The sequence below is a fragment of the Megasphaera micronuciformis F0359 genome (genome assembly GCF_000165735.1).
GTDB classification, from domain to species: domain Bacteria; phylum Bacillota; class Negativicutes; order Veillonellales; family Megasphaeraceae; genus Megasphaera; species Megasphaera micronuciformis.
In genome coordinates this window covers 1-26369 of record NZ_GL538181.1, presented here as the reverse complement: position 1 = coordinate 26369, position 26369 = coordinate 1, and the positions used below count along the sequence as shown (strand labels likewise).

Genomic DNA, 26369 nt, shown 5'->3' with positions numbered 1-26369 from the left:
GAGTTCATGTATATTCAGACAAATGATTTGGTTAAAACCTATAACGGTCGTAATGTAGTTAACGGAGTGTCTATTCGTGTTGATCAGGGACAGGTAGTGGGATTGCTCGGTCCTAACGGGGCGGGAAAGACGACGACCTTCTATATGATAGTAGGCATTGAAAAGCCTTCGTCGGGAACGATTCGTATTGACGATACGGATATTACTCAGCAGCCCGTACATATACGCGGCCATGAAGGAATCGGCTATTTGCCGCAGGAAGCGTCGATTTTTCGTAAATTGACGGTAGAGGATAACTTGCTGGCCATGTTGGAAACGACGAAACTTACCAAGGCGGAACAAAGTGCCAAGGCAGAGGCGCTCATGGAAGAGTTTTCCATTACAAAGTTGCGTGATCGCTTAGGGATTCAATTGTCCGGCGGTGAACGGCGGCGAGTGGAAATTGCACGGTGTCTGTGTATGGACCCGGCGTTTATTTTGCTCGATGAACCTTTTGCCGGCATCGATCCCTTGGCAGTCAACGATATTATGGGTATAATCAGTCATTTGAAGAGAAGAGGCATGGGTGTTCTTATTACGGACCACAACGTGAGAGAAACGTTGCGTATTGTCGATAAGGCGTACTTGCTGGCTGACGGCAAGGTATTCCTTGAAGGCGCACCGATGGAAATAGCGGAAAACGAAGTGGCGAAGAAAAACTATTTAGGTGAAGACTTCACCATGTAAGACGTCGGGGGATAAATAAGATGAGAATACTTGATAAATATATATTAAAAGAGTTTATAGGCCCCTTTCTTTTCGGTGTCTGTGCGTTTACGAGCGTTTTTGTCGGTACAGGAACTCTGTATAGAATTGCCAACTTAATCAATCAATACGGGGCGTCCATGTGGGCGGCTTTTCGAATTTTAGTATTGGCTTTGCCTTCCATTATTGTCATTACCTTTCCCATGTCCGTGCTGCTGGGGTCCTTAATGGCTTTCGGCAGAATGTCGGCAGCCAGTGAAATCATTGTCATGCGGTCGGGAGGTCAGAACTTTCCTCGCTTGGCTATGCCCATTTTTATCACGGCCTTGTGTATTTCTTTAGGGACAACGGCTTTTAACGAGTTCGTCGTGCCGAAGGCGAACAATGCGTATAATCGCATTATAAATGAGGAAGTGAAGGCCGGGGCTCAGCCGACTACACAGGATCATATAATTCTGAAAAACGTAAAAGGATCCGATATTTCCAGCCTCATGTATGCGCGCCAATATGACGGCCAGGAAAAACGCTTGAAGGATTTGACGGTGCAGGAATTTGATAATGATGTACTGACACGTGTCGAAAAAGCCGACTATGCTGAATGGGACGGCGATAAATGGATTATGCACAAGGGAATTATTTACGATCTTTCAGGCGGAGATGAACAGCAGGTAACAAGAACCATGACGTTCAACCATCAGACCCTGCCAATTTCTCAGAAACCTAATAAGATGGCTGAATCGCAGAAAAAGCCGGATGAATTAACTATTCGCGAATTGAAGGAGCAGATTAAGGTCCTCGACAATAATTCCGTAGATACGAATAAGATGAAAGTCGAGCTGTTCAATCGTTTTTCTATGCCCTTAGCCAGTTTGGTTTGTGCCTTAGTAGGTGCGCCTCTGGGTTTGCAAAAGCAAAGAGGCAGCTCATCCATCGGATTCGGTATCAGTGTCATTGTTATTTTTATTTACTACAGCATTATGACAATTTCCAATGCCTTGGGAAACGGGGGGCGTATCCCTCCGTACGTAGCGGCATTTCTTCCCGACGTAATTACGGGAATTGCCGGTATATGGCTTATCTATAAAAAATCTCGTTAAAAATTGTGTTACCTTCTTAGTCGGGAGGTAACACAATTTTTGTATAATAAAAGAGAACGTTATGCGAACTTTTTATGTGTAGGTGAAGGAGTGGGTTCTCTTTGAGGTCTTTAGGAAACGTTGTTTCAAGTAAAATTCAGACGGAAATATGAAGGGGATTCGTCAAAATGTGCGGTGTAGGTAATTCGATACATTGTAAAAATATGATATAATAAGACATTATGAAATGATTTGAGAATCTGTATCGGAAGGAGGGGCGTTTGATGGAGTCGGGCTGGTTTATGTTGATTGTTCTTGCCGTTATGGGCGGACTTATTGCCTATTTAGGCGATAAAATAGGTTCTAAGGTCGGCAAAAGAAAAATAAAACTGATGGGCTTACGCCCTAAGTATACTTCCATCTTGGTTACTATCATGACGGGTATCAGCATTGCCGTTGTTACCTTGGGTGTCATGTCCGTCTTATCGGAAAATGCCAGAGTAGCTCTTTTCGGTATGAATAAGTTGCGCCAACAACAGCATGTGTTGGAAGAGCAGAGAGATCGACTTTTAGCCGAGGCGGATAAGTTGGCCAGAGAAATGCAGGAAAAAAATGACTTATTGGCTGATAATGAAGTGAAGTTGGCTTCTCAGGAAGAACAATTGGACGGAGCCAACGATCGTTTGCGACTGACTCTGTTGGACTTGGAGCAGGTTCAGGCGGCGCGAGACGATGCTTCGGCTCAGCTGGGGATTGTTCAGACGGCCTTTAATCAGGTTCATGCGGACTTGGCGACGGCTCAGGGAGAAATCGAGGAGCTTGAACATACGAAAGCGGGATTAACAAAGACAGTTGCCGCTTTGGATGAACGGAACCGCTTGTTGAATGAATCCATGCTGACTGTTCGTGAGGGAACGGTACTCTTTCGCGTAGGCGAAGTTCTTTCCAGTTCCGTCTTGACAGCCGGTCAGTCTCAGGATGAAACAAGGTCACAGCTAAGCGGTATTATGGTGAATATTAACAATATGATTCGCCAACGCCTTAACATTACGGATGAAAAAGCCGTATTGCTTTACATTTCTCCTGACGAGTTTGAGCGAACCGTACAGGAACTCAGCAACTCTCCCAAGGCTAGTAAACTGATTCGCGTTACGGCTGCCGGAAATATCATTACGGGTGAGCCCGCTTTGGTACATGTAAATGTATATGATAATAACCTGGTTTATAATCGGGGCAGAGAAGTATATACGGAATACTTTACAAGTGAAGAAATTGAGAGCGGAACGGAATTACAACTCCTGCATTTTCTGCATAATGTCAATCGCAGTGCTCAGGCTGACGGAATCCTGCCCGATCCTTTGAGCGGTAACGTAGGGGCGTTGACGGCCGTCGAAATGTTTGACACCATTTCCCGTATGAAGGCCTACGGAAATACGGGACTTACGTTGCGAGCCGTTACGACTCAGAATATCTTTACGGCCGGACCTTTGCGTATTGAAATTCGTGTTGAGCCGAACAGGAGGTAAGCCGTGATTTTAGCTATTGACCCGGGATCTGTAAAAACGGGAGTGGCACTGGTTCATGAAGACGGAGAACTGAAAGAAAAGCGAATTATTCCTACTCAGTCCCTGTTGCAATACGTACAGGAGTGTTACGATTCGGGAGCACTGAAGTCGGTAGTTATGGGGGACGGGACTCGTCACGAAAGCTTGGGGAATCTCGTTAAGTCATGGATCGGCGAAGGGCATGACGAAGTGAGTTTTTCATATGTTAATGAAAAATTCACGACCGTCGAAGGACGTAAACTCTATTGGCAGTATACACCGCGTAAGGGGTGGAGAAAGTTTGTGCCGACATCATGGCAATATCCGCCTGAACCGGTAGACGATTTTGTAGCTTGGATTATCGGGCTCAGATATGTACGGGAAAGGAAAAAGACATGGTAACCAGATATATTACGAAAGCCGTGGCCTTGGCATTCGGCGCACTCATCTATACATTGGGACTGGACGTGTTTTTAACGCCTAACCATGTTATTGACGGTGGCGTTGTCGGCATTTCATTGATGGCGGCGGCCTTGACAAACCTTTCCTTTTCGACCTTTATCGTTGTCTTAAACATACCGTTTTTGTATTTAGGCTATAAAAAAATCGGGGCTCGTTTTACCATCGCTTCCCTCTATTCCATTTTATGGTTGGCCATATGGAGCCGCGTCGTTGACTATATGCACTTAGAGGCGGCAACGAAGGATCCTTTTTTGTCCACTGTTTTCGGCGGGATTATTATAGGTGTCGGCGTAGGCCTTATTATTCGCTTCGGCGGTTCTTTGGACGGTACGGAAATGTTGGCCATTATCGGTGACCGTCGCCTGCCTTTTTCGGTAGGTGAAATTATTATGTTCTTTAACTTCTTCATTCTCGGTGTATCGGGCTTCGTCTTTTCGTGGAACAGCGCCATGTATTCTCTTATTGCGTACTTTATTGCTTACAAGACTATTGATGTCGTATCCAACGGGTTGGATGAAATGAAGGGCGTACTTATAGTGACCAAAAAGGATGAGGAAGTATCGCGAGTCATTACGCGTGAACTGCATCGCGGTGTTACATTGTTACACGGTGAAGGGGCATATGCGCGACATAAGATGTGGGTTCTTTACTGTGTCGTATCCCGATTGGAAGTTATGCAATTGCGCGACACGGTGAATGAAGTCGACCCGAATGCCTTTGTTTCCATCTTTGACATACAGGAAGCACATGGCGGATTATTTTCGAAAAAAGGCTCGTCTCATTAAAAATCGGAGTTTCTTTATTGACTTTGGACGGCGGTTTGATATGATAACATATAACACTGATTTTTAGTAAAAAAATATTAGCGGTCTTAAAACCGCCTGTAGAGGAGATAGAAAGTATGGTACAGCTTAATTTCAATATTGAAGATATTTGCGGCACCTTATCGGAAAACAAGGACGGTTGGCGCAAAGAACTGACGTATATCAGTTGGAACAATCGTGCGGCCAAGTTTGATTTGCGTTCCTGGGATCCCGATTATCAGGCTATGACAAAAGGTATTACGTTAACTAAAGAAGAATTAATGAAGTTGAAAGATATTTTAAATGATATGGATTTCGACAAATATTAAAATAGAAGTATGCATGTGGCGTTTTTCGTATGAGTGAAGACGCTGTATGCATACTTTTTTCTTGCCAAAAGAGGGAAAACAATATATAATTCTCATAGTATGTACTATTAACACTTGGTCATAAAACTAGGGTGACATCATGGCGAGAACGGGACGAGATGAACGGCATGAATTGCTGAAAAAGAGAATAGAGGAAAATCCTTTCATCAATGATGAAGAGTTGGCTGAGGAATTTTCCGTCAGCATTGCGACTATACGGTTGGATCGCATGGCTTTGGGGATACCTGAATTACGTATTCGCATTAAGCAACGGGCCGTAGCGGCCGGACCGGAAACGAAATTGGCCGGTGTACTCGGAGAGTTGGTGGAATGTGTTCCCGGAGAAAGCGGTATATCCGTTATGACGGCTACTGAGGATATGGTTGACGAGGCACATATCGTTAAATCGCAGTATTTATATGCGCAGGCAGGCTCGTTGGCTAAGGCCGTTGTCAATATACCCGTTTGTATTATGGCTGTAGGCAATGTAAAATATAAGCAACCCGTTACGGTAGGAGACAAACTGGTCGCCAGAGCCGAAGTCATTCGTAGACGGGATGATAAACGATATGTATGGGTAAAAATTCGCAAAAACGCGAAAGAAGTATTTCGGGCTAAGTTTATTATTGAATCATTAGAGTAACAGGGGCGATACGCATGAAAATAGCAGTCGATGCTATGGGTGGCGACTATGCACCGGAAGAAGTGGTTCTCGGAGCCATTGAAGCGGTTAAGGCATATAAGTATGATGTTGTCCTCGTAGGAGATGAAAAGAAAATACGTAAGGTCATGGCCGACCACGGAGCCGAAGAATCGGAACGACTTACGATCGTTCATGCAGCGGAAGTCATTGAAATGGATGAACATCCGGCACAAGCTATTCGTAAGAAAAAGGATGCATCTATTGTAGTGGCAACCCGCCTGGTAAAAGAGGGCGTCTGTGATGCCGTTGTAGCCCCGGGAAGCACCGGCGCTGCCGTTACGGCGGCCTTATTGGGATTAGGGCGTATTAAGGGTATTGAACGACCCTGTATTGCGACTCCTATTCCGTCTAAAAAAGGTGTGAGTGTTCTTTTGGATTCAGGAGCCAATTCGGACAGTAAACCTAAACATCTTGTACAAGCGGCCATTATGGGAACCCATTATGCAAAATATATCTTTAATATCGAGTCGCCGAAAATAGGCTTGCTTAATATCGGAGCGGAAGCGTCGAAGGGTAATGAATTATCCCAAACGACGTATCCTATGCTGGAAGCCACAAAGACCATTTCTTTTTACGGCAATATAGAAGGTCGTGATATTACGGAAGGTATTGTGGATGTAGTTGTCTGTGACGGATTCGTAGGAAATGTTATTTTGAAATTCGGCGAGGGTATCGCACTCTTTATCATGCAACTGGTTAAAGATTCTATTCGTAAGGGCGGAATTTTGGCGAAACTTGGAGCTATGGCCGTCATGCCGGCCTTCAAGCATTTGAAAAAACGACTTGATTTTACGGAATATGGCGGAGCACCGTTGCTCGGTGTTGACGGCAGCTTTATTATCTGTCACGGCAGTTCAAAGGCCAAGACGATTCGACATGCCGTTCGCGTAGCAGGTGAATTGGTAGAAGAGGATGTAGTCGGCCATATTCGGTCAAGTATTGAAGAAGAGGGGCAAGAGGATGAAAGTGAAGCTTAACGGAGCCGGTATTTTGGGAACGGGCCATTGTGTTCCCCATAATATAGTAACCAATGCGGATATGGAAAAAATCGTCGACACGTCAGACGAATGGATCAGTACGCGTACGGGCATTAAGCAACGGCATTTTGCACCGGAGGGTGTGAATACGTCCGACTTGTGTACTGAAGCGGCACGACAGGCTTTGGAACAGTCCGGAACGGCAGCGGAAGATCTTGACCTGATTATTGTCTGCACCTTGACACCCGATATGACGATTCCTTCAGCAGCATGTATTGTACAGGCTAATTTAGGGGCTAAGAATGCAGCTGTTTTCGATTTATACGCCGCTTGCTCCGGTTTTGCTTACGGAGTGATTACGGCGACACAATATATTGAAACGGGCATGTATAAACGGGTTCTCGTTATAGGAGCCGAGATTCTCAGTCGCGTGTTAAACTTTAAAGACCGCAATACCTGCGTTCTTTTCGGTGACGGTGCCGGCGCAGCCGTCTTAGGTCCTGTGCCGGAAGGATACGGTATTCTCGGCATGGATATGGGAGCTGACGGAAACGGCGGTAAGTATCTCAACATTCCGGCCAGCGGCACGGCTGTGTTGCCGACTGATGAAGCACGTGAAAAAGGCCTTACGTATGTTCATATGGACGGTAAAGAAGTATATAAATTTGCTGTCAAGGTCATGGGACAGACGGCGGAAAAAGCTTTGGAAAGAGCAGGTATCGACAAGAGTGAGATTGACATTCTCGTACCTCATCAGGCGAACATTCGGATTATCCAGTCGGCAGCTAAACGATTGGATTTACCTATGGAAAAGGTGTTTGTCAACATCGATAAGTACGCCAATACATCGGGAGCCTCCATCCCCATAGCTTTGGATGAAGCCCATCGGGAAGGCCGTATCAAGCGCGGTGATATTGTGGTTCTTACCGGATTCGGTGCCGGACTGACTTGGGCCGGAATGGTCATGAAATGGTATTAATAAAGGAGTGAGCTCATGAAAAAAGCATTCGTTTTCCCCGGACAGGGGGCACAAAAAGTAGGGATGGTCAAAGACTTGTACGACTCGTATGCATCTGTACGACAACTTTTCGAAGAAAGCGATGACGCATTGGGTTTTTCATTGACGAAGCTTTGCTTTGAGGGTCCCGATGAAGAATTGATGCTCACGTACAATACACAACCGGCCATTTTAACGGCCAGCACGGCGTGTAATCTCGTGCTCAAAGAAGAAGGTTTTCAGCCCGACATTGTAGCCGGACACAGCTTAGGTGAATATTCGGCTCTGGTAGCGGCCGGATCTTTGGATTTTACCGATGCCGTACGGACTGTTCGCTTACGTGGACAGTTTATGCAAGAAGCCGTTCCTTTGGGAGAAGGAGCTATGGCGGCGATTCTGGGCTTGGATGAAGAGAAAATAAAGTCTATCTGCACTCAGATTTCGACACAGGGATCAACGGTGGAAGCCGTAAACTTTAATTGCCCCGGGCAGATTGTTATTGCCGGAGCGACGAAGGCTGTTGAACAGGCCGTAGAATCTATGAAAGAAGCGGGTGCGAAGAGAGCCGTCATGCTGAATGTCAGTGCTCCTTTCCACAGCACGCTGATGCAACCGGCTGCAGAACGGTTGGCGGAAGTCTTGGATACTATTACGATTCGCGACGCGGTCATTCCCGTCGTAGCCAATGTAAACGGTGAAATAGAACGGACGGCGGCGGATATTAAGGCTTCTTTGGTAAAACAGGCAGCCAGTCCCGTGCTCTGGGTTAAATGTGTGCAAACCATGCAGACTTTCGGTGCCGATACCTTTGTAGAAGTGGGACCGGGAAAAACCTTGTGCGGTTTTAATCGTAAAATTGATAAGACCATTCACAGTGAAAATACGGAAGATATACCGTCGTTGAAAAAGACGGTCGACTTCTTGGCAGGAGGAAACTAGGATGCTTTTAGAAAATAAAGGCGCCGTCGTTACCGGCGGCTCCCGCGGTATCGGCAGAGCTGTAGCCGAAGCTTTGGCGGCTGAAGGTGCGACGGTAGCTGTTATTTATGCCGGCAATACAAAAGCGGCGGAAGACACGGTCCGCGCTATTGAAGAGGCGGGCGGAAAGGCTTTTGCCGTGCAGTGCGATGTAGCTGATGAAGCCGCCGTAACGGATATGGTTAAAATGGTGCACGAAAAGCTCGGTACAATCGATGTTTTTGTTAATAATGCGGGCATTACGCGCGACGGATTGCTTATGCGCATGAAGCGAGAAGACTGGGATGCCGTCTTGAGCACGAATTTGACCGGCGTGTATAATTGCACGAAAGCCGTTACGAAGATTATGATGAAACAACGTAGCGGATCAATCATTAACATGACTTCCGTTGTAGGTGAAACGGGCAATGCGGGGCAGGCCAACTATGCGGCGGCAAAGGCCGGCGTTATCGGCTTTACAAAGTCGGTAGCTAAAGAATTGGCATCGCGAAATATTCGCGTAAACGCCGTGGCTCCCGGTTGTATCGATACGGATATGACGGCCGTTTTATCCGATGCGGTAAAAGAAGAAATGATAAAATCTATTCCGCTGGGTCGCACGGCAGCACCGGAAGAAGTGGCTCAAGCAGTCGTCTTCCTGGCATCACAAAAGGCAGGTTACATTACCGGTCAGACTCTGAATGTTGACGGCGGCATGGTAATGTAATAACATAGACTAGGCTTAGTCTATACCACATCGAAAGGGGGTGAAGTAAGATGAGCGAACAAGCAACTTTTGAGAAAGTTAAAGGTATCGTTGTAGAACAGCTCGGCGTTGATGAAAAAGAAGTCAAGTTGGAAGCTGCATATATCGACGATTTAGGCGCTGACTCCTTGGACATCGTAGAATTGATCATGGCTTTCGAAGAAGAATTCAATATTGAAATCCCTGACGATGTTGCAGAAAAAATCAAAACCGTTCAAGATACGGTTGATTATATCGAAAAGGAAAAGAAAGCGTAAGTATGCAATAAGACCCGCCGCCGGGGAAGGGCCGGTGAGCACTTCCCCTGACGGGATCTTGATTGGAGGAAAACAGAGTGAAGCTGCCTGAATTAAAAATTGGTAAGCTCATTGCGAAAGTGCCTATTGTACAAGGCGGCATGGCAATTCGTTTATCGACGGCCAAGTTGGCCTCAGCTGTTGCCAACGAAGGCGGTATCGGATTGATAGCGGCATCGGGAATGCCCTTTGAAGAATTACGATCTGAAATCCGTTTGGCGAGAAGATTATCTCCCGGCGGAATAATAGGAATTAATGTAATGGTTGCGGCTCGTGAATTTCACAGCATTGTAACCACTGCTATTGAAGAAGGAATCGATCTGATTGTTGCAGGAGCGGGCTTTTCCCGAGATATGTTTGCATTGGGAAAAGATTCGGGTACCCCTATTGTACCCATCGTTTCATCTGCAAAATTAGCTAAAATATCACAATCCCTCGGCGCTGCGGCTATTGTCGTAGAAGGTGCCGAAGCGGGTGGCCATTTGGGCACGAGTCGTTCCAGTAGGGAAATCGTTCCTGAAGTCAGAGCGGCTGTCGATTTGCCCGTCATCGGTGCAGGCGGTGTATTGCACGGTGAAGACATTGTTGAAATGTTGCGCCTTGGTGCTAACGGCGTCCAAATGGGCAGTCGTTTCGCAGCCAGTGAAGAGGCAAACAGCTCGGATGAATTGAAGAAAGTCTACTTGCGAGCCAATAACCCTGAGGATTTTGTTCTTGTGCATAGTCCCGTAGGATTGCCCGGACAGGCTATCAGGACCCCTTTTTCCGAACGGATTTTGGCGGATCATGCGCCTAAACCGGAAGTCTGTGATACGTGTCTGAAAAAATGCAGTCATAAGTACTGTATCATTCGAGCTTTGACACGAGCGCAGCAAGGCGATGTCGAAACGGGTCTTGTTTTCTCGGGTCGGCGAATGCAGGAGATTCATGAAATCTTGAGTGTTAAGGAAATTTTTGCGTATCTTAAGCGTGAGACGGAAGCGATTCCCGAATAAGTCACGACTGATTTTCAAAATGATGAGGTGAATACTTTGGAAAAACGAGTAGTAATTACCGGTTTGGGCGTAATCTCACCTGTCGGTAACGGTAAAGACGTTTTCTGGGAGTCATTAGTGTCCGGGAAGAGCGGTATCGGTCCGATTACGCACTTTGATGCAACCGAGTATACGACCCGTATTGCCGGGGAAGTAAAGGACTTTGACGTTACTCAATACGGCATTGACCGCAAGGAAGCTCGGCATATGGATCCGTCCACTCAATATGCCGTGGCGGCTACGAAATTGGCTCTTGATGACTCGGGCATGAATTTAGATGCTGAAAATCGCGACCGTATAGGAACGATTATCGGTACGGGTATCGGCGGTATGGAAACATTGCATAATTTGTATAAGGGACTTTTTGAAAAAGGCCCGTCTCGTGTCAATCCTTTCGTCGTCCCCAAGATGATTGCCAACATGGCATCGGGGCAAGTTTCGATTACCTTCGGCTTACAAGGCCACTGTGCCAGTGTCGTTACGGCTTGCGCTACCGGAACGAACTCTATCGGCGATGCATTCCGCATGATTCAACGCGGTGAACTGGATGCAGCCGTAGCGGGCGGTACGGAAGCGGCAGTGTCTCCCGGGGCTGTAGCCGGATTCGGAGCCATGAAAGCATTGTCTACGAGAAATGATGACCCCGTACACGCATCGCGACCGTTCGATAAAGATCGTGACGGTTTTGTTATGGGTGAAGGGGCAGGCGTTGTCGTTCTGGAAGAATTGGAACATGCTAAAAAACGAGGTGCTCACATTTATTGTGAAGTTGCCGGTTACGGTAGCAATGCCGACGCATATCACATTACGGCGCCGGCGCCTGAAGGCTTACAGCAATCCAAGTGTATGAAGCTGGCTATTGATGATGCGGGCCTTTCCGTAGAAGACGTGGACTATGTTAATGCACACGGTACATCTACTCACTTAAACGATCTGAACGAATCGTTGGCTGTGGCACGCCTCTTCGGCGACCATGCTAAACAGTTGCTTATCAGCTCGACTAAGTCCATGACGGGACATCTTCTCGGTGCCGGCGGAGCCGTGGAAGCCATAGCTTGTGCGTTGACGATTGAAAATAAAAAAGTACATCCTACGATTAATTTAGTGGAACCGGATGATGAATTAAAGGCTTTGGGACTTAATTATGTACCCGGGAAAGCAGTCGATGCAGACGTGAATGTGGCTATATCCAATTCCTTCGGATTCGGCGGTCACAACGCAACGTTGTTGTTAAAAAAATACACAGAGGCGTAAAAGAAGTGTTTACATATGAATAAAGCCAGAAGAGAGCAGTTGCGAAATTTTACGAAACGCCTTAATATCGGGCCGTTTACGGATTGGCACCTGCTCGACCAGGCATTAACCCATTCGTCTTATACTAATGAAGATAAGACTCATCACAGTATGCATAATGAAAGACTCGAGTTTCTCGGTGACGCTGTACTGGATATGGTTGTAGGCGAATACTTATACCGTCGGTATCCCGACATGCCTGAAGGCAATCTGACGAAGGCCAGAGCCAGTATTGTCAGTGAAGAGCCCCTTGCCTGTGTATGTGCAGGATTTCATATGGGGGACTACCTGAGACTGGGCAAGGGTGAAGCCCTGACCGGCGGGCGTACGCGTAACAGTATTATGGCAGACGCCTTTGAAGCTGTTGTCGGCGCGATCTATATGGACTGTTCTTATTCAGCGGCTCGCGACTTTATTTTGACTCAGTTGGAACGATACTTGCAGTTGGTTGAAAAAGGAATATACGGTAAGGATTATAAAACGTATTTTCAAGAATTACTTCAGCGTGACGGCGCACAGGATATTAAGTATCACTTGTGTCATGAAGAGGGTCCCGATCATAATAAGACTTTCTTTATGGAAGTTATCGTAAACGGAACGACTATGGGTATGGGTTCGGGAAAAACGAAAAAGTCGGCCGAACAACATGCTGCTTATGCGGCATTGGAAAAAATGAACGCCTTATCCTTCTAAGCTAAGATATGTGAAGGGCCGATGCTGCGGCATCGGCCTTTTTTACGGAGAAAATATGAAAACATCGATTATCCCCGTTTTTATTCCTCACTTAGGCTGCCCTCATCGCTGTGTTTTTTGTGATCAACATACGGTAACGGGGCAGGCCGAGGTACCTACAGGGGCCGATACGGCACAAAAAATAGCTACTTATACACGTAAAAAGGGCGCTGCTTATGAAGTTGCTTTTTATGGAGGTTCTTTTACAGCCGTATCGGCAACTCTTCAAGAAGAATTATTGCAGCCGGCTTATGAAGCTTTGCAAAATGGACTTGTGTCAGCCATTCGTTGTTCGACTCGGCCCGATTGTATAGATGACGAGGTCTTAAACCGTTTGAAGAGATACGGAGTGAGGACCGTCGAATTGGGCGTGCAGTCTATGGATGACCGTGTATTACAGGCAGCGAAGCGAGGTCACACGAGTGAGGATGTTTATCGAGCCGTCTCTCTCTTGAAAAAGAGCGGCTTTACAATAGGCTTACAGCTCATGCCCGGACTCCCCGGAGAGGATTGGACAAGCTTAACGGCTACAACGGAAGCCGTTTGTAACTTAGAACCCGATTTTACACGAATATATCCGGTTGTCGTCATTGCCAATACGGAGCTGGAAGATATGTATCGAAGAGGTCATTATGAGCCCTTAACGATAGACGAGGCCGTACGCCGGTCTGCGTATATGAAAGAGCTGTTTTTGCGGCATCATATACCTTGTATTCGTACGGGGTTGCAGTCTACGGCCGATTTAGATGACGGGCTTCAAGTTCTTGCGGGTGCCTATGCTCCGGCTATGGGGGATATGGTCGATTCGCTTCGTTACGGACGACAAATTCGCTTCTTGTTGGAAGATTTGGGACATACGGGACGTGTGACTATACGGTATAATCGTCGCGATACGTCGCGTACGCGGGGATATAAGAATGAAAATATGAAACTACCCGCAACGTTTAAAATCGTAGCAGCCTGGCAGGAAGATAACAGTTTGCCCGAAGGAACGGTGCGTGTTGAAACGGACTGTCAAGTTTGGGATATTCATACGAATACGGGAGAGCGGATACAACGTTCATAAGACCTGCATTTTGTTGTTGTTATACATAATGATAAACGAATCAAGGAGGCCTTGTTATGCTGGAACTGGGATTACACACCGCCGTTTATCGATATGACACATGTTGTGCCATGGCGGCTGACTTGAAGGTAAGGGAAGATGACGTATTATTGACAAACCGGTATATCTACGGTTCTTATTTTGAGAATCTCGATTTACCGTGTCAAGTTCTCTTAAAGGATGATTATGATGACGGGGAACCGACAGATGAGGTAGTGGAAGCGATTCGCCGTGACATGATAGAACATCCGCAGCGGATTATAGCTGTCGGAGGCGGAGCCATCTTGGATGTGGCCAAATTTCTGTCCCTGAAAGAATGTATACCCTTGACAGAGCTCTTTGACGGGACGGTACAGCCTTGTAAGGGCAGTGAGCTCATTCTGGTGCCTTCAACGTGCGGCACGGGCAGTGAAGTGACCAATGTGGCGGTTGTATCGCTGGTTACGCGGCAGGTGAAAAAAGGCTTGGCTCATGAGGCTTTATATGCCGATAGGGCCGTACTCGTACCGGAGCTCTTACAAGCCTTACCTTTAGAAGTGTTGCCTATAGTACAAGCTATTTAAAATGTATAATAGGCTTTAAATCAGCGTCAAAGTCTATATAGTCAATAATTTGTCGTAAGAAGGCTTGCTTTTGTCGATCCGGAAGAGTCTTATATAGCTGTTCTATGTCAGCTGCCTTCATACCCTTATATAGTGAAGGTTGAATAGAAGGCCTGGGCTCAGACGGTAACATGGCAGCATACTTAGCATAATCTTTTTTATATTCATCTAGAGTAATAAGCTCATTTAAAAATAACTCTTTTAGCCGTTCTTGCTTTTTCTTAATCACTTGCGTATCTATGCGAGTGTTATTTTTTTGCTCTTCTTGTACAGCGGAATTGAAGTGCTCGTACAAATCATCAAAATGTGTTAATAATTGTTTTTCAAGTTTGCTTTCCGCAATACCGCGATTAAAGGAGCAGTCTTCGTTACGCCAATGTCTGGAACAGCGGTAACGCTTATATTTATGTGTACCGGAATAGGCACATGAACTGGTGAGTTTATGGCCGCAAATAGGACAGCGTAATAAACCGGTAAAGAGATATACTAATCCGCTTGCGGTTCTCTTTACTGTTAAATTCTTGTCAAGTATATCTTGGACGGTATAGAATTGTTGCTCAGATACGATGGGAGGACAATACTCCAAGTCACCCTTATTATGGCCAATATATCGTTCATTTCTTAATAATTTACGGATTGAAGTTACATTATAATGAATTCCCTGGGAATGAAACCAATTGGTTAATTGTTGTAAATTGGGGTATGCAATGAATTGATTAAATGCATTGGCTATTATAGATGCATTCTTATCAGGAACTAAATGTTTATTTTCTATTTTATAACCCAGAGGTGCAAAGCCGGATAGAACTTCATGCTTTACCCGTTTTTGTTCAAATACAAAACGAATTCTATCACTTGTCATATCAGATTCATTTTGGGCGACAGATAATTTGATGTTTAACATTAGGCGTCCGTTTGTAGTCGTGGTATTGTATTGCTCTTGTGTAGTTTCCCAGTCCACACCATGAGCATCCAGTATATCTTGGGCTTTATAGTAATCACGGACCGAACGAAACCATCTATCCAACTTAATAAATAATATGCGGTCAATTCGATTCCATTGTACATCTTCCATCAGCTGCTTAAAGGCCTTACGAGAAAAAGGGGATTTACGAGCGGAAGCACCATCATCAGTATATATTCCGACTATATCGTACCCTTTATTTTTTGCATACTGTTGCAAATTTTCTAATTGTGCACTTAGGGATAGTCCATGCCTGGCTTGCTCTTCTGTACTTACACGGATATAAAGGGCTGCTCGCTTGTTAGTGTTCATATAGATGCCTCCGGAGTAAAAACAAACCCCGCCTCAGTTTGTTGATGCGGGGCCCGGACTCATTAGATAGCCCTAATCGGGATTTTCTTTTAAAAAGTAACTACTATCAACATTAAAATATATGCATAGTTTCTTGATAGAGCTCTTGCTAGGTGTGTGATTAAGGTGAAACCAGTTGTTGAGTGCTGATACCGAAATTCTCATTTCCCGAGCCAAGTCATATTGGCTTAGATTCTGTTCGACCATTAATTCGTACAGACGGTGTCTAAATAGGTCTCTATCAATTTCGGTTTTCATTGGGAACACCTCTTTCTATATCTAAAAACTTATAGAATATTGATAATATAACTGCCTATTATAAGACAAAAAAATAAGAGCAATATCAACTGATACTGCTCTCGCAAAAACATTTAATGTTTTTTCTCTGTAACAGTATCTTATATCATAATAAACCAATTGTCAATAAGTTTCTCCAGTAGCTTGAAGCTAGAGTAAATAATGTCATTATGCGTATAATCACTATTTAGGAACAGTCGTTTTTTGAAATTCTGGAGCTCATTTACCACGTGATTATGTTCTTCTGGGCTTGATACGATTAGCGTGTGAGTATAAAAGGTTGTAATAATTTGATGGGTAGGGATTCTTCGCAAATGTTTTCGACGCACGTGAGTAGAAATTCCCAAGTTTATTAATGCGTTATTTACTGATTGACTGGGGATAGTTTTAGCGGAGGTAGGGGCACGAAAATCGTTAATAATACAGTTGTTGTGAGCGCATGCATTTCTTAGGTCTTTTACTGTCCATAGCAAATATAATCTTTCTTTAAGCTCTTTTGCATATGATTGGCGTGAGTAGCGTTGACGGCAGAAATCATAAAAATGAAGGTATTGACCTAATGAAATTATCTCTACAAATACCCAAACGGGGCATGTCGTGATATTTTTCTTGATACAGTTATCAAACAAAGATTTGCAATATAGGCTCCGACTGTTTTTCTTCAGATCAGAAGATAAGCGTCTTTGATTATCATGAGATAGTTGATTAATATAATCTCGCACTACAGCGTAACCATCTTCTTTTGATTTTTGAACGATACGTATTAGATGTAATTTTGAAAAGTGTTCAATGCTAAGCACCATTTCCAGTAAAATACGTCGCAGCTGGCTGTCAATGTTTGATAAATCGACTAAGTCGGCAAAATCTAAATTCGTATATTTTAGAAGGTGAGGATCTTTTACATAGTTATTACGAAAAGTCCGTAGTTTAAAATAGTTGCGGTTAACTTCCAAATATTTTACGGCTTCAGATTTTGACATCCGGTTAAAACAGATGCCTTCTGCTTTGCAATATTGGACTTGTTCTTTGGGAGTTAAAAATATATCATCCGACAAAATAATCAAATCCTTTTTAACGGAAACTCCGGGAATCGTTGTTTGCTTGTTTGTACTGTGATAAATAGCTTTGTAAACGCATAGGCGTATCGGCCGGCATATTGGCTATATCTGAATAATATTTGAATAGCCGTTTTTTATCCGCACTGTCACTATCATTGAAATCTTTAAAAAGGTAAAGGAAATCAGTAATAAACTCACCTACTAAATGACTTCCTTTGAGATATACCAGCATAGAAAGCATTACCCCATAAAGTCCTCTTGAGAAAGCTTTTTCAGTAAGAGGTATTCTGTTGTTTTCTGATTTTATGAGATATTGATCATCTAGGAGTTTAAATAGGATAGTAGGGGAAAGATGGTTGATTTCATAGGTATATAGAGTAGTAAAATCCAAATTGCAAGCCGCAAAGTCATGAAAGAGCCTGATTGCCCCTAAAGAGCAGAAAACAAAGTTGGTTTTATCCCGTAGACGCACTTGAGGAAAAGGGACTAATTCATTTATAATACGATTTCGCTGTTTGTTTCTTAACAGCTTAATCAGACTAATAGTATTGTTAAATGATAAATTTTTTAATAGAATCCACGGAGGAATATGATTATGCTTCCGGTGATAATATAATGTAGGATCGCGTGCAATTTTAGGATCTATTATAGCCTTTTTACATTCAAAAGCGAGTGAACTAAATTTTAACGATTCGTTGTTAGGTAGTTTGAATGATTCCCTATATTTAGAAGCAGAAAGATATGAAGCCTCATTGACTCCGAAGTCTTTGGCCATTATATGGGATAACTTTGTTTTAACGGTATTTTCTATAAGCAAGCTATACTTTAATATAAACGCCTGGACGGATCTATCAAACAATGAAAAATTATATAGTAGCTCTATTGTTATATTATCAATAAACTTTTTACCGTCAGGCATGAAATATCTCTGATATCGAGTTATTAAGTCATAGTAAGAGAGCGTGCTTAGAGCATGGTATGCAAAACCGTAATCTTCAACAATTAATCCTCGGCTCTTGAGCAATTCAATTTGTTCGTTATACGTTTTAAAAGGCTTATCATAAATAGTCAAGGTAAACTCTCCTATATAAATAAAAGAGGTCCTTGCTGGTGGACGGGCAGTAGCAAGGACCTCAGTGTCCCAGCCGCGCAATGCGAAAGGGACAGTTCACTACTACTAGTATAGCCTATAAAAGCAATAAGTTCAATAGTAAATTGTAATTTTTTCAATCTTTAGATTCTGCAATATCTATTGGTAGCAAAGTGTGGGCCATTTTTTATTTCTTCCGCGACTGGATTGATGGGATGGTGTCTTCTAATTCTTTCAAATCGTCAATATCTGCTTTCTGAGCTTCCTCTTGCTTTCTTCTTGCATCGAATGTTTGGTAAACAGTATTGACATGCTGCCGCATTTCTTCCTGAGAATGATGCCCGTGATGAGAGAGAAGCGGAATATCGTGATCGGTTAATAACTTGTCTACAATTTCACGCCAATAAACAAGCGTCAAATCTTTACGCATTTTAACTCGCAATTCGGCACTTTCTAAAAAGATAGTTACAAGACGGTTTAACGAATCGATTTCATCTTTTGAAAGATAGTTTTTAGCAATAAGAATATCTTTTTTGTGGACAATAGTACCACTCCATGATGTTAGTGCCATATTGGGCTTTTGTGAATCGGCTCGGTCCATAATTAAATCCGCAGCTGTTTTTCCTGTAACTCCGTAGATGAGCTTATTTTGAGTTTCAGCAAAGAATTGAAGGGTTGTTTTATCAGTTTTGTCATAGTCAGACGAAAGAGAAAAGAGATCTCGTAATTTTTGATAAAATCTTTTTTCACTAGCACGGATATCGCGGATACGTTCTAATAATTCATCGAAATAGTCAGGGCGTCCATCCGGATTTTTTAAACGATCATCGTCAATGACGAAACCTTTTTGCATATATTCTTTTAACGTTGTATTTGCCCAACGACGGAACTGAGTTCCACGGGGAGAGCGTACTCGGAATCCTACTGCGAGAATAGCAGACAAACTATAAAATGAGACGGGTTTGTCTGAATTAGCAATTTGCATAAAACGCAAATTGCTTTTTTCATCAAGTTCGCGCTCATCAAAAACTGAACTAAGATGGCGAGAAATAGTAGATGTATTTTTTTGGAAAAGTTCGGCCATTTGTGCTTGTGTCATCCAGACCGTGCCATCTTTTGCATATAGGCGGACATTAGTCTGGCCGTCCTCTGTATTATATATAATAATGTTATCCATGAAGCCTCCGTAAAGGTATCGAAAGTCCAGTATGTTTAGCACCTTACTAGCAGACCGACATTGCTGTCGGTCTGCTATATTTTATTCAGCATTAAAAAGCGGAGTTCATCATGCCAATCGCTCCTTTTTAGTTAGTACTTGAACGTTGTCGGATATTTCGTAAAAATAAGATTACCGCAGGTCTTACATTGGTAAATGGAAATCTCCTCAGTGTCTCCGGTTGAGTGCAGCCTTTCGCGGGCTTCTAAAAGCGGGGTCTTGCAGTTATTACAGACTAGGAGTTGGTCTTCCATAGTAGCCCCGTCAACATACAAGGATTGGAACGGAAGGTACGTGCCATACTGGGTACTGTCGAACAATGCGTCCACATTATCGACTAGTAATTTTTCAAAGCATCGAAAGGTAAAACTGTTTTCTCGTAAGGGTATAGGGTTTGAAAAATATCGCATAAAAGTATCTCTGGTAGTTTTGTTCATAGTAGCGTCACCTCTTTAGAACGTACTAACAGGATAATAAGAAAAGCTATTCGCGAGTTAGAATAACGACATCTCCGGCGGAAACGGTGCTAATTGTATCAATGTTTTTATGCGCTATATGCCTGCATACCGAGAAATTTTCATAAGGAGCAACTACTTCAATAATCGCCTTTATTTCATCACACGATCCGTTATCTTTGCCGTTAAGTGCTATGTCCTTATGGGGCTTTATAATATACAAAGTGCCCCCAATGCGAGCCCCGTTTGTTAGTCCATAATCAATCAGCACCGTGTGTTCATCTTGCATTGCAATAACTCTATATTTTTTGTACATACTCTTTTCTCCTATATCTTTAAAGTTTCCCTCTCCCCCCTTAACTCAATGATTTTCTTCAGGACTTGAATTCCTTTTAGGCAATTTTCATCGCAAGCAGGCAACAACAAAGTATTCCATAGTGACAACACCCTTTCTTATAGAATTACGTGGCTATCGACAATGAAATTCCATATAAGTGTCAGAACTAATATTCGCCGCTGAGTGAACCATCTGTTCTATAAGATTCGCGTGCTCTTCGCGAGTAAAGTCGTTTCTGGCTATGTGTGTGAGGTCATGGAGCACCGCTTCTTTTTGCTGTTTACAATTAAATGAGGGGTTAATCAGAATAGTGTAAGCCCCGTCTTCATTTTCTCGTACTAAGGTTTTTACGTTTAGCGGTAATTTCTGATAAACCAAAGTGATATTCATTTCAAATCCTTATGTGCGCAAAAGAAAGAGGGCTACATATTACTGTAGCCCTCTCGAGGTTTGAGAATTGGCGGGGTGACATTCCCGCATCTCCTATTCAGGTCGATGACCTTCTGGCGACGGCTGCCCGTTCCGTCCTCAGATTCTCAAGTATTTCTTGACTACAGTATAAAATACTTTTACTTATTCGTCAAATTTTTTAAGAGTTCCTTTATTAATAAAATTCGCAACTCGATTAGGGTTCAGCACATATAACGATCGTACGAAATAATTGTTAGCAGCAATTCTTACTGCTACTTTTACATAGTCATTATTTGCTTTAAATTCGCGGACGTACTCAATAGACGCATCCTTGTGATTAACGCCGACATAGTCCGGCTGAGATAAAATAAGGCCTATATGTGGATAATAATTAGCAAAATCTCTCGGATGGCTTGATTTCATATGAGCTTCATTTGATGGTCCGATGTATATGGGCGTATTAATAGGGCAAGATAGAGAAAGTAGCGTAATGACTTTCTTTGTAATGACCGCAATTTGTCTTGCCATAATTATTTTCCCTCACGGGCTTTTAGGCCCTCTATAATCTTTAAAACGGTGTCAATATCTTCTTTCGTTAAATTCTTACTGGCGTCGAACAGGATGCGGTAATCGGGGTTTGTCCGCAGCTCCTCCGCCAGCTCCGCTACCTCCGGGTCGTTGTAATAGCCCGTTGGAGGATTAATTCCCAGCAATTCATTTAAATCGAGATTAAAGTATTTAGCATATGCTGATAAATAGGCATTCGTAGGGGTTGATAAATCATTCTCCCATCTAGATATCATGCTTTTCGTTGTCTTTAGCCCATACAGGCGATTAAATTCATTTACAAGGCTATCCATAGATAAATCTCTATTTTGACGGCATTGCCTTAATTGGCTACCTAGAGTCATATTATCACCATCCATATATAGAATTATACCTATACTGTTCTATAAAAGCAACTTATTTTCTTTAAACCATAAAAAATGTTATTGACATAGGAACAAAACTGCTGTATATTATAGTTGTTCCTAAAAAGGAACAAAAGAAGAGACAGAAAGGGGGAGGGGCGTGAGTGAAAGGCTATTCTAAATTAAAAGGTTATTTTGTCGAACATGGTATAAAGCAACAAGAAATCGCTGATTTGTTAAAAATTGGACGGTCTACCTTGAATGTTAAGCTTAACAGAAATGGGACTGATTTTACTATGCAAGAAGTTAGAACCTTATGCCGGAAGTATAAATTAGATGCCAATATATTTTTTTTAGTCTAAATGTTCCTAAAAAGGAACAAGTAGAACAAAAGAGGAGGTGATACACCATGGTATACGTCATAACGGTAAGGATATGTCATTGCAAATATTATGCGACTGACTTAAAGGGAAGTTTATCTAACAGTATTCAAGATAGCATGATATTTCTAACGGAAGATGCCGCAAACGCACATATAGGTCCTTTAGAGTGGATATATGAAGACCGATTAGAGGTGAGCGCCATTGTTGAGGTAACGATGACTCCCTTATCGACAATTATTCCGAAAGCACCGCTCAAGCGCATAGCGAGCTTGGGATATTAGTATTAAAGCGGTAAGAGTGGATTGGTAGATATCATTACTAAAATATTTAGGCCTAATTAAAAATCAACACGTAAGGAAGGAGTGAAGTAATCATGGGTTTACCGGAAGGGATGATAGTAAGGAGGGCTGAAGTAATAAACGTGGTTTGTGTTACGTGTGTAGGTGGTAGTGGAACGGAAAAAGACCCGGCTCGGCATGTTTATCAATATTATTTGCCGAACGGGGTCAAGGTCGGGGAAATAGATTCACGTTATGTGGATCTTAATAGCGGAAGAGTTTTATCTGATACATCCTCAGCCAATATGAGATAGCATAGCGCAAGCATAAATCGTTTCATATCAGAAACATTATATTCGGGATTTTTCTTTACTACATGAGTTTCGTCGTTACCAAGCCAAGATGAAGCTTTGGCCAACGCTTGGATACGAGGATATGGAATTCGTTTAATTGATACTGAAAGCGGTTCTTTTAAAATTTCATCATTTTCTTCGGCATTGTTTTTCGTCAGGTATTTTTTTATAAGAAATTCCAAGGCCTTTCTGTATCCCATACCAGATATTAGAGTTAGGCCTGAAGCTTCGGCTATCGCTGACTGAGAATATAGTTGATAAAAGTCTGGATAGAGCGTTTCCATTTCTGAAGGAATTTCTATTGTGGGAAAAGACGGATAAACCGAAGATATTTCCATCCATGGAAGTAATGAATTGTTTTCATTGTGTGCCCAGACATAAGAAACAAAAAATATGCGCTTGCATACTGGACAAGAAAAAACTACTCCAAAATCATCATCGTCAGTCCAATTTTGAGCATAGGAACGAATGTCAGGAGTCATACCTTGATGGCAACGGGGACAAATGGCTGGGACCGGAATTGTTTCCGAACTGTTGCCAATATAGATTTCTTTATTCACAAGTACACATCTCCCTTCGAGAATATTGTAATACGGGTTTTGCGGAGGTTTACTAAACGGCATTGAGCAAGAATAACGAATGAGGAAAACACAATAAGGGGGAGTGAGGATGGAAGATAAAGTAACCTGTCGCATATTGAGCCAACAACGAATGGCAAAGCTTTTGCAGATTAATGACCAATTAGTAGAAGTATCCAGAAGAGGAACTTCAGGTCATAAAGAGCTGATTGACAGTTATATCAGCGTTGGTGAGGCACTCGATCGACTGATTATTGCTGAAGCGAAGATTCAAGAAGCGACGCTGTGATTTTACCGGCTATCGCTTTGACGACATCTAAAGACGCAGAAGAAACATTCTAAATAATCTACTTGAGTATATCGAAAAGGAGCTGATGGACAATGATATTTAAAAGCAAGGGAACGGAAGTAAAAGTAATATTTAATATGAGAAAAATCCCGACATCAACGAGAGACAGGCTAATTAAAAATTTACTTAATTTCTTTGAGGAGTGCGAAAAAGAACACAAAGGGGTACATTTTACCCTGACCTTGCTAATGCATATTTAGAGTTTCCGTCCCCTTATGGGGAGAAAGGAGCAGTAATGACTGAAAATGAAAAAAGGCGACAGAGAAATGCGCCCCTTGGAAGTATGATTCTTAATTCAACCTCTTTCTCTGGGGCTTCAATGAGAACCGCCATACGCTTATTTGGGACCATATTCGATCTTATACCTAGGAAAGAGAACTTCCATATAGATATCAAATGGGATGCATCTACAGATACCTACGAAATGGTTATAAAAGAGATGTCTTCAACCGGGGAAGAATATGCCCTTCTCGTAATGCCTAAGTATGATACACCGCAAGTTCCTAAAAATAAAGAAAAAGGTCCCTTACAAACAATTAAGACTTACATATCTACTTTATATCGGTCATTTAAATGACCGAGGCTGTTGCTAAGATAATAGAAAATATGGGAATTGCAAATTGAATGACCCAAATCATGATAACCCCTCCATTTAGAGAAAGGAGCAGTATGGAAACATTAGAAAGAGAAAGGGCAAAGGCAAAAGTAAAATTGGTTCGAGAGTTGATTGATGGATTACGCGAGCCGGAATGGCGAGCCATAAAACATTTCGTAGACTGCCGTTATAGAGATGAGATCATCAAGATACGACTTGATAGCCAATCTCTTAATAGCATAACAGTTGATTCTCTTGAAAATGACCTTTACCAGTTTGATTTTTCATATGTTTGTATGAATGACGGATGAATTCGATATTTTCGTCTGCGGTGATAGATCTCAATGTATCCTGCAGCAAGTGCATCCTGACTATTTTCATGCCACCATTCTAAGGCGGGACGTCCTTCAATAGTCATCTCTTCGGCAGTAAGATTTACCCATTTGCCAAGTAAACACGCGTACATTTCTTCCAAAGTAATTACCTCCTTAGGTAAAAAAGTTAGTTCTACTGCTTCATAAATACACTCAATAGAGCGTCTAGTGTCATGGGAATGGCACTATCCTCAAGAATAGCCCTGGCCTTTTCAAAGTTATCCTGATTGGTAAGAAGGTCTAAAAGCTGCCGTCCTTTGGGAGTTAACTCGATATTTATGTAGTCATATTCCCGGTCCTTATATTCGGGATCAATGGCAGCCAAAAAGCCTTCTTGAATAAGCCAATGAATATGGTAGTCCGTTGTTGTCGGGTGTACCCCATCAAATCGGATTGAATAGTTGTTCTTAACGATTGAGGAAGGGGCCTTTTTAACAGCCACTAGGATAGACCTGAATAGTTCTAAATCTAAATTCACGATAATCACTCCTTATTAGACAAGTCAGCTAAAGCATACCACAAAGAAGTGATTCGATGAAAGGATGTGTAAAACTGTAAAGAAATAGATACATATTAACGAATTTACTCTATTCGCGAGGTAAATTTAGAAGGTTATCTTGAAGGGAACCGTCCTGCTCGGAACGCACATACTTTTCCTTTTTTCCGCTTATTGCCGGAATTAAGTTAGGGAAAGGATAGATGTTTACTTGGATGCATCCGGGCAGCCTTACCAAGGCATCGTAAATATCTTCTTTGTAGTAGTAACCTTCTCTCGGGCAGCACGTAATATAAATTTGTTCGATTTCGAGAAGGTTGGAAGAGTCCTTACAACCGGGTTTCATTTTAATCTTTGTTGCACGCATTATAATCACTCCCTTGTAGTTAAAAAGTATATTTTCATATTATCTGACAATGCGGGCATTGAATGCCCAATCTGATCCGGAATCCGGATTATCATCAATCCACATGGAACGGAATCCCCAGAATTCCATAGCCTCTTTGAAGCAGCCGAGGGCGATATCTAATTTTAACCACTCTCGATGAGACTCTTTTAACAGCTCAATGAAGTGGTGTTTCACATAATAGGTCGTTACATTGTGATTTATATGAACTCGCAGCTTGTAAGTCGTATGGATGTAATGGAATAAAAGGTCTTGCACCTCAATGGGCAATTCGTGAAAGTGGGTAATCTTATTTGTCAACCGATTCGCCTCCTTATTGAACAAGTATACCATATGGAGGTCCCATTTATTGATAGCGATTTATACAAAGTAATTATACTACCCGAAAGAAGGAGATTAAAACAGAAGTAAAATTCGTAAATTTCAATCCCGAGCGAGTTTTAGAAACCTTGTTAAATATTGCATATGCCTCGGAAGGCAGACGATTTAAAGTCACACTAACCAGAAAGGATGATACAGATGGAGTGGATGACCAATGTAACGTGTGCGGTAGTCACGATAGTGACACTGACCCTGTTGATTCAAGCCATTAAACGCAGTTAAGTAACGCCATTAAAGGAGAGCTATATGAGATATAACGGATGTAAGGCAGTACTTCCGCCGTGGATAAATCAAGGATATTACAGACTACAAATCATGGAAACCTCAGAAAGTATAATCGAGTCTAACAAAAATACGAATCACTCGGTCATAAAAACTGTATTCAAAGGTATCAAAGTCGGGCTTAGTGTTGTGGCAGTATACTTAATCCTTGTCGTACTGATTATTATTTCATGAAACTGTTTAGTAAAAGAAAAAAGGAACGCATCTGCCGTAACAGATGCGTTCCTCCCATGAAAAAGAAAAAATCGGTTTATATAACTATAACAGAAACGGAGATAAAAAGCAATGCATACGAAGTTAATTATGACAGTCGATTGTAGTGTATCAAGACATTTGTGACAAGGA

33 protein-coding genes are annotated in these 26369 nt (G+C 42.7%); 20 read left to right on the top strand and 13 right to left on the bottom strand.

The features are described from left to right. Window positions 1–6 precede the first annotated feature (6 nt). The 17 genes from lptB to HMPREF9429_RS00930 all read left to right on the top strand — a co-directional run bounded on the left by lptB (window position 7) and on the right by HMPREF9429_RS00930 (window position 14420). Window positions 7–726, top strand: a complete 720-nt coding sequence (gene lptB / locus HMPREF9429_RS01010; RefSeq protein ID WP_006940952.1) for an LPS export ABC transporter ATP-binding protein — start codon at window positions 7–9, stop codon at window positions 724–726. A gap of 20 nt (window positions 727–746) precedes the next feature. Next, on the top strand, window positions 747–1841 hold the full coding sequence (locus HMPREF9429_RS01005; RefSeq protein WP_006940950.1) for an LptF/LptG family permease: 1095 nt from the start codon (window positions 747–749) through the stop codon (window positions 1839–1841). A 263-nt stretch (window positions 1842–2104) separates the two neighbouring features. Beyond that, window positions 2105–3346: a DUF3084 domain-containing protein gene (locus HMPREF9429_RS01000; protein ID WP_006940949.1), complete on the top strand. Its 1242-nt coding sequence runs from the start codon at window positions 2105–2107 to the stop codon at window positions 3344–3346. 3 nt (window positions 3347–3349) lie between these two features. Then, the gene (locus HMPREF9429_RS00995) at window positions 3350–3766 is read left to right on the top strand and encodes a RuvC family protein (protein WP_006940948.1); all 417 of its coding nucleotides are present in this window, start codon (window positions 3350–3352) and stop codon (window positions 3764–3766) included. Continuing rightward, window positions 3760–4611 (top strand): YitT family protein, encoded by an 852-nt coding sequence (locus HMPREF9429_RS00990; protein ID WP_006940946.1) that lies wholly within the window; start codon window positions 3760–3762, stop codon window positions 4609–4611. Before HMPREF9429_RS00995 ends, HMPREF9429_RS00990 begins: the two co-directional genes overlap by 7 nt. A 116-nt stretch (window positions 4612–4727) precedes the next feature. Further along, a complete protein-coding gene (locus HMPREF9429_RS00985) occupies window positions 4728–4958 on the top strand; it encodes a YdbC family protein (protein ID WP_006940944.1) in 231 nt (76 codons plus the stop codon). A gap of 139 nt (window positions 4959–5097) precedes the next feature. Next, window positions 5098–5640, top strand: a complete 543-nt coding sequence (fapR, locus tag HMPREF9429_RS00980) for a transcription factor FapR (protein ID WP_006940942.1) — start codon at window positions 5098–5100, stop codon at window positions 5638–5640. Between the two features lie 14 nt (window positions 5641–5654). Next, complete coding sequence (gene plsX / locus HMPREF9429_RS00975; protein WP_006940940.1) at window positions 5655–6677, top strand: phosphate acyltransferase PlsX; 1023 nt, start codon at window positions 5655–5657, stop codon at window positions 6675–6677. Next, window positions 6661–7656, top strand: coding sequence for a beta-ketoacyl-ACP synthase III (locus HMPREF9429_RS00970; protein WP_006940938.1), 996 nt, complete (start codon window positions 6661–6663; stop codon window positions 7654–7656). Before plsX ends, HMPREF9429_RS00970 begins: the two co-directional genes overlap by 17 nt. A gap of 15 nt (window positions 7657–7671) precedes the next feature. Beyond that, window positions 7672–8613 carry an ACP S-malonyltransferase gene (gene fabD / locus HMPREF9429_RS00965; RefSeq protein WP_006940937.1) on the top strand — a complete coding sequence of 314 codons (942 nt, stop codon included), beginning with the start codon at window positions 7672–7674 and terminating at the stop codon, window positions 8611–8613. A gap of 1 nt (window position 8614) precedes the next feature. Next, the gene (gene fabG, locus HMPREF9429_RS00960) at window positions 8615–9358 is read left to right on the top strand and encodes a 3-oxoacyl-[acyl-carrier-protein] reductase (protein WP_006940936.1); all 744 of its coding nucleotides are present in this window, start codon (window positions 8615–8617) and stop codon (window positions 9356–9358) included. A gap of 50 nt (window positions 9359–9408) precedes the next feature. Continuing rightward, window positions 9409–9654, top strand: coding sequence for an acyl carrier protein (locus HMPREF9429_RS00955; protein ID WP_006940935.1), 246 nt, complete (start codon window positions 9409–9411; stop codon window positions 9652–9654). Between the two features lie 77 nt (window positions 9655–9731). Further along, window positions 9732–10688: an NAD(P)H-dependent flavin oxidoreductase gene (locus HMPREF9429_RS00950; RefSeq protein ID WP_198005666.1), complete on the top strand. Its 957-nt coding sequence runs from the start codon at window positions 9732–9734 to the stop codon at window positions 10686–10688. A 36-nt stretch (window positions 10689–10724) separates the two neighbouring features. Then, window positions 10725–11981, top strand: coding sequence for a beta-ketoacyl-ACP synthase II (fabF, locus tag HMPREF9429_RS00945; RefSeq protein WP_040773154.1), 1257 nt, complete (start codon window positions 10725–10727; stop codon window positions 11979–11981). A gap of 15 nt (window positions 11982–11996) precedes the next feature. Then, window positions 11997–12713 carry a ribonuclease III gene (gene rnc, locus HMPREF9429_RS00940; protein ID WP_006940931.1) on the top strand — a complete coding sequence of 239 codons (717 nt, stop codon included), beginning with the start codon at window positions 11997–11999 and terminating at the stop codon, window positions 12711–12713. Window positions 12714–12768: 55 nt separating this feature from the next. Next, complete coding sequence (locus HMPREF9429_RS00935) at window positions 12769–13818, top strand: elongator complex protein 3 (protein WP_006940929.1); 1050 nt, start codon at window positions 12769–12771, stop codon at window positions 13816–13818. A 56-nt stretch (window positions 13819–13874) separates the two neighbouring features. Beyond that, window positions 13875–14420, top strand: coding sequence for an iron-containing alcohol dehydrogenase (locus HMPREF9429_RS00930; protein ID WP_050777751.1), 546 nt, complete (start codon window positions 13875–13877; stop codon window positions 14418–14420). Here the strand turns inward: HMPREF9429_RS00930 and HMPREF9429_RS00925 are convergent. From HMPREF9429_RS00925 to HMPREF9429_RS08945, 8 genes are all read right to left on the bottom strand, one after another. Next, window positions 14413–15735, bottom strand: coding sequence for a recombinase family protein (locus tag HMPREF9429_RS00925; protein ID WP_006940927.1), 1323 nt, complete (start codon window positions 15733–15735; stop codon window positions 14413–14415). The genes HMPREF9429_RS00930 and HMPREF9429_RS00925 overlap by 8 nt on opposite strands. A gap of 72 nt (window positions 15736–15807) precedes the next feature. Then, window positions 15808–16032 carry a helix-turn-helix domain-containing protein gene (locus HMPREF9429_RS09410; protein WP_006940926.1) on the bottom strand — a complete coding sequence of 75 codons (225 nt, stop codon included), beginning with the start codon at window positions 16030–16032 and terminating at the stop codon, window positions 15808–15810. Window positions 16033–16172: 140 nt separating this feature from the next. Further along, a complete protein-coding gene (locus tag HMPREF9429_RS00915) occupies window positions 16173–17126 on the bottom strand; it encodes an Abi family protein (protein ID WP_040773152.1) in 954 nt (317 codons plus the stop codon). Between the two features lie 16 nt (window positions 17127–17142). After that, window positions 17143–18201 carry an Abi family protein gene (locus tag HMPREF9429_RS00910; protein WP_156780685.1) on the bottom strand — a complete coding sequence of 353 codons (1059 nt, stop codon included), beginning with the start codon at window positions 18199–18201 and terminating at the stop codon, window positions 17143–17145. A gap of 205 nt (window positions 18202–18406) precedes the next feature. Then, window positions 18407–19396: a virulence RhuM family protein gene (gene rhuM, locus HMPREF9429_RS00905; RefSeq protein WP_006940923.1), complete on the bottom strand. Its 990-nt coding sequence runs from the start codon at window positions 19394–19396 to the stop codon at window positions 18407–18409. 522 nt (window positions 19397–19918) lie between these two features. Next, a complete protein-coding gene (locus tag HMPREF9429_RS00895; protein WP_006940921.1) occupies window positions 19919–20206 on the bottom strand; it encodes a hypothetical protein in 288 nt (95 codons plus the stop codon). Between the two features lie 594 nt (window positions 20207–20800). Beyond that, entirely contained in the window at window positions 20801–21166 is a 366-nt protein-coding gene (locus HMPREF9429_RS00885) for a PBECR3 domain-containing polyvalent protein (protein WP_006940915.1), read from the bottom strand. Between the two features lie 2 nt (window positions 21167–21168). Further along, on the bottom strand, window positions 21169–21564 hold the full coding sequence (locus HMPREF9429_RS08945) for a helix-turn-helix domain-containing protein (protein ID WP_006940913.1): 396 nt from the start codon (window positions 21562–21564) through the stop codon (window positions 21169–21171). 149 nt (window positions 21565–21713) lie between these two features. Here HMPREF9429_RS08945 and HMPREF9429_RS00875 point away from each other — a divergent pair, with 149 nt between their 5' ends. After that, entirely contained in the window at window positions 21714–21911 is a 198-nt protein-coding gene (locus HMPREF9429_RS00875; protein ID WP_006940912.1) for a helix-turn-helix domain-containing protein, read from the top strand. 552 nt (window positions 21912–22463) lie between these two features. Here HMPREF9429_RS00875 and HMPREF9429_RS00865 read toward each other — a convergent pair. Next, the gene (locus HMPREF9429_RS00865) at window positions 22464–23123 is read right to left on the bottom strand and encodes a DUF4145 domain-containing protein (protein WP_040773147.1); all 660 of its coding nucleotides are present in this window, start codon (window positions 23121–23123) and stop codon (window positions 22464–22466) included. A gap of 109 nt (window positions 23124–23232) precedes the next feature. Between HMPREF9429_RS00865 and HMPREF9429_RS00860 the strand changes: the two genes are divergently transcribed. Together HMPREF9429_RS00860 and HMPREF9429_RS00855 are read left to right on the top strand one after the other, a co-directional pair. Then, entirely contained in the window at window positions 23233–23430 is a 198-nt protein-coding gene (locus HMPREF9429_RS00860; protein ID WP_006940909.1) for a hypothetical protein, read from the top strand. 295 nt (window positions 23431–23725) lie between these two features. Then, window positions 23726–24067 (top strand): hypothetical protein, encoded by a 342-nt coding sequence (locus tag HMPREF9429_RS00855; RefSeq protein ID WP_006940906.1) that lies wholly within the window; start codon window positions 23726–23728, stop codon window positions 24065–24067. A 286-nt stretch (window positions 24068–24353) separates the two neighbouring features. Here HMPREF9429_RS00855 and HMPREF9429_RS09120 read toward each other — a convergent pair whose 3' ends face one another. The 4 genes from HMPREF9429_RS09120 to HMPREF9429_RS00835 all read right to left on the bottom strand — a co-directional run bounded on the left by HMPREF9429_RS09120 (window position 24354) and on the right by HMPREF9429_RS00835 (window position 25661). After that, a complete protein-coding gene (locus HMPREF9429_RS09120) occupies window positions 24354–24560 on the bottom strand; it encodes a hypothetical protein (RefSeq protein ID WP_071585503.1) in 207 nt (68 codons plus the stop codon). A 32-nt stretch (window positions 24561–24592) separates the two neighbouring features. Continuing rightward, window positions 24593–24937, bottom strand: a complete 345-nt coding sequence (locus tag HMPREF9429_RS00845; RefSeq protein ID WP_040773141.1) for a DUF2513 domain-containing protein — start codon at window positions 24935–24937, stop codon at window positions 24593–24595. Between the two features lie 109 nt (window positions 24938–25046). Next, complete coding sequence (locus tag HMPREF9429_RS00840) at window positions 25047–25322, bottom strand: DUF3892 domain-containing protein (protein WP_006940903.1); 276 nt, start codon at window positions 25320–25322, stop codon at window positions 25047–25049. A gap of 39 nt (window positions 25323–25361) precedes the next feature. Then, on the bottom strand, window positions 25362–25661 hold the full coding sequence (locus tag HMPREF9429_RS00835) for a hypothetical protein (RefSeq protein ID WP_040773138.1): 300 nt from the start codon (window positions 25659–25661) through the stop codon (window positions 25362–25364). Window positions 25662–26369: the final 708 nt, after the last annotated feature.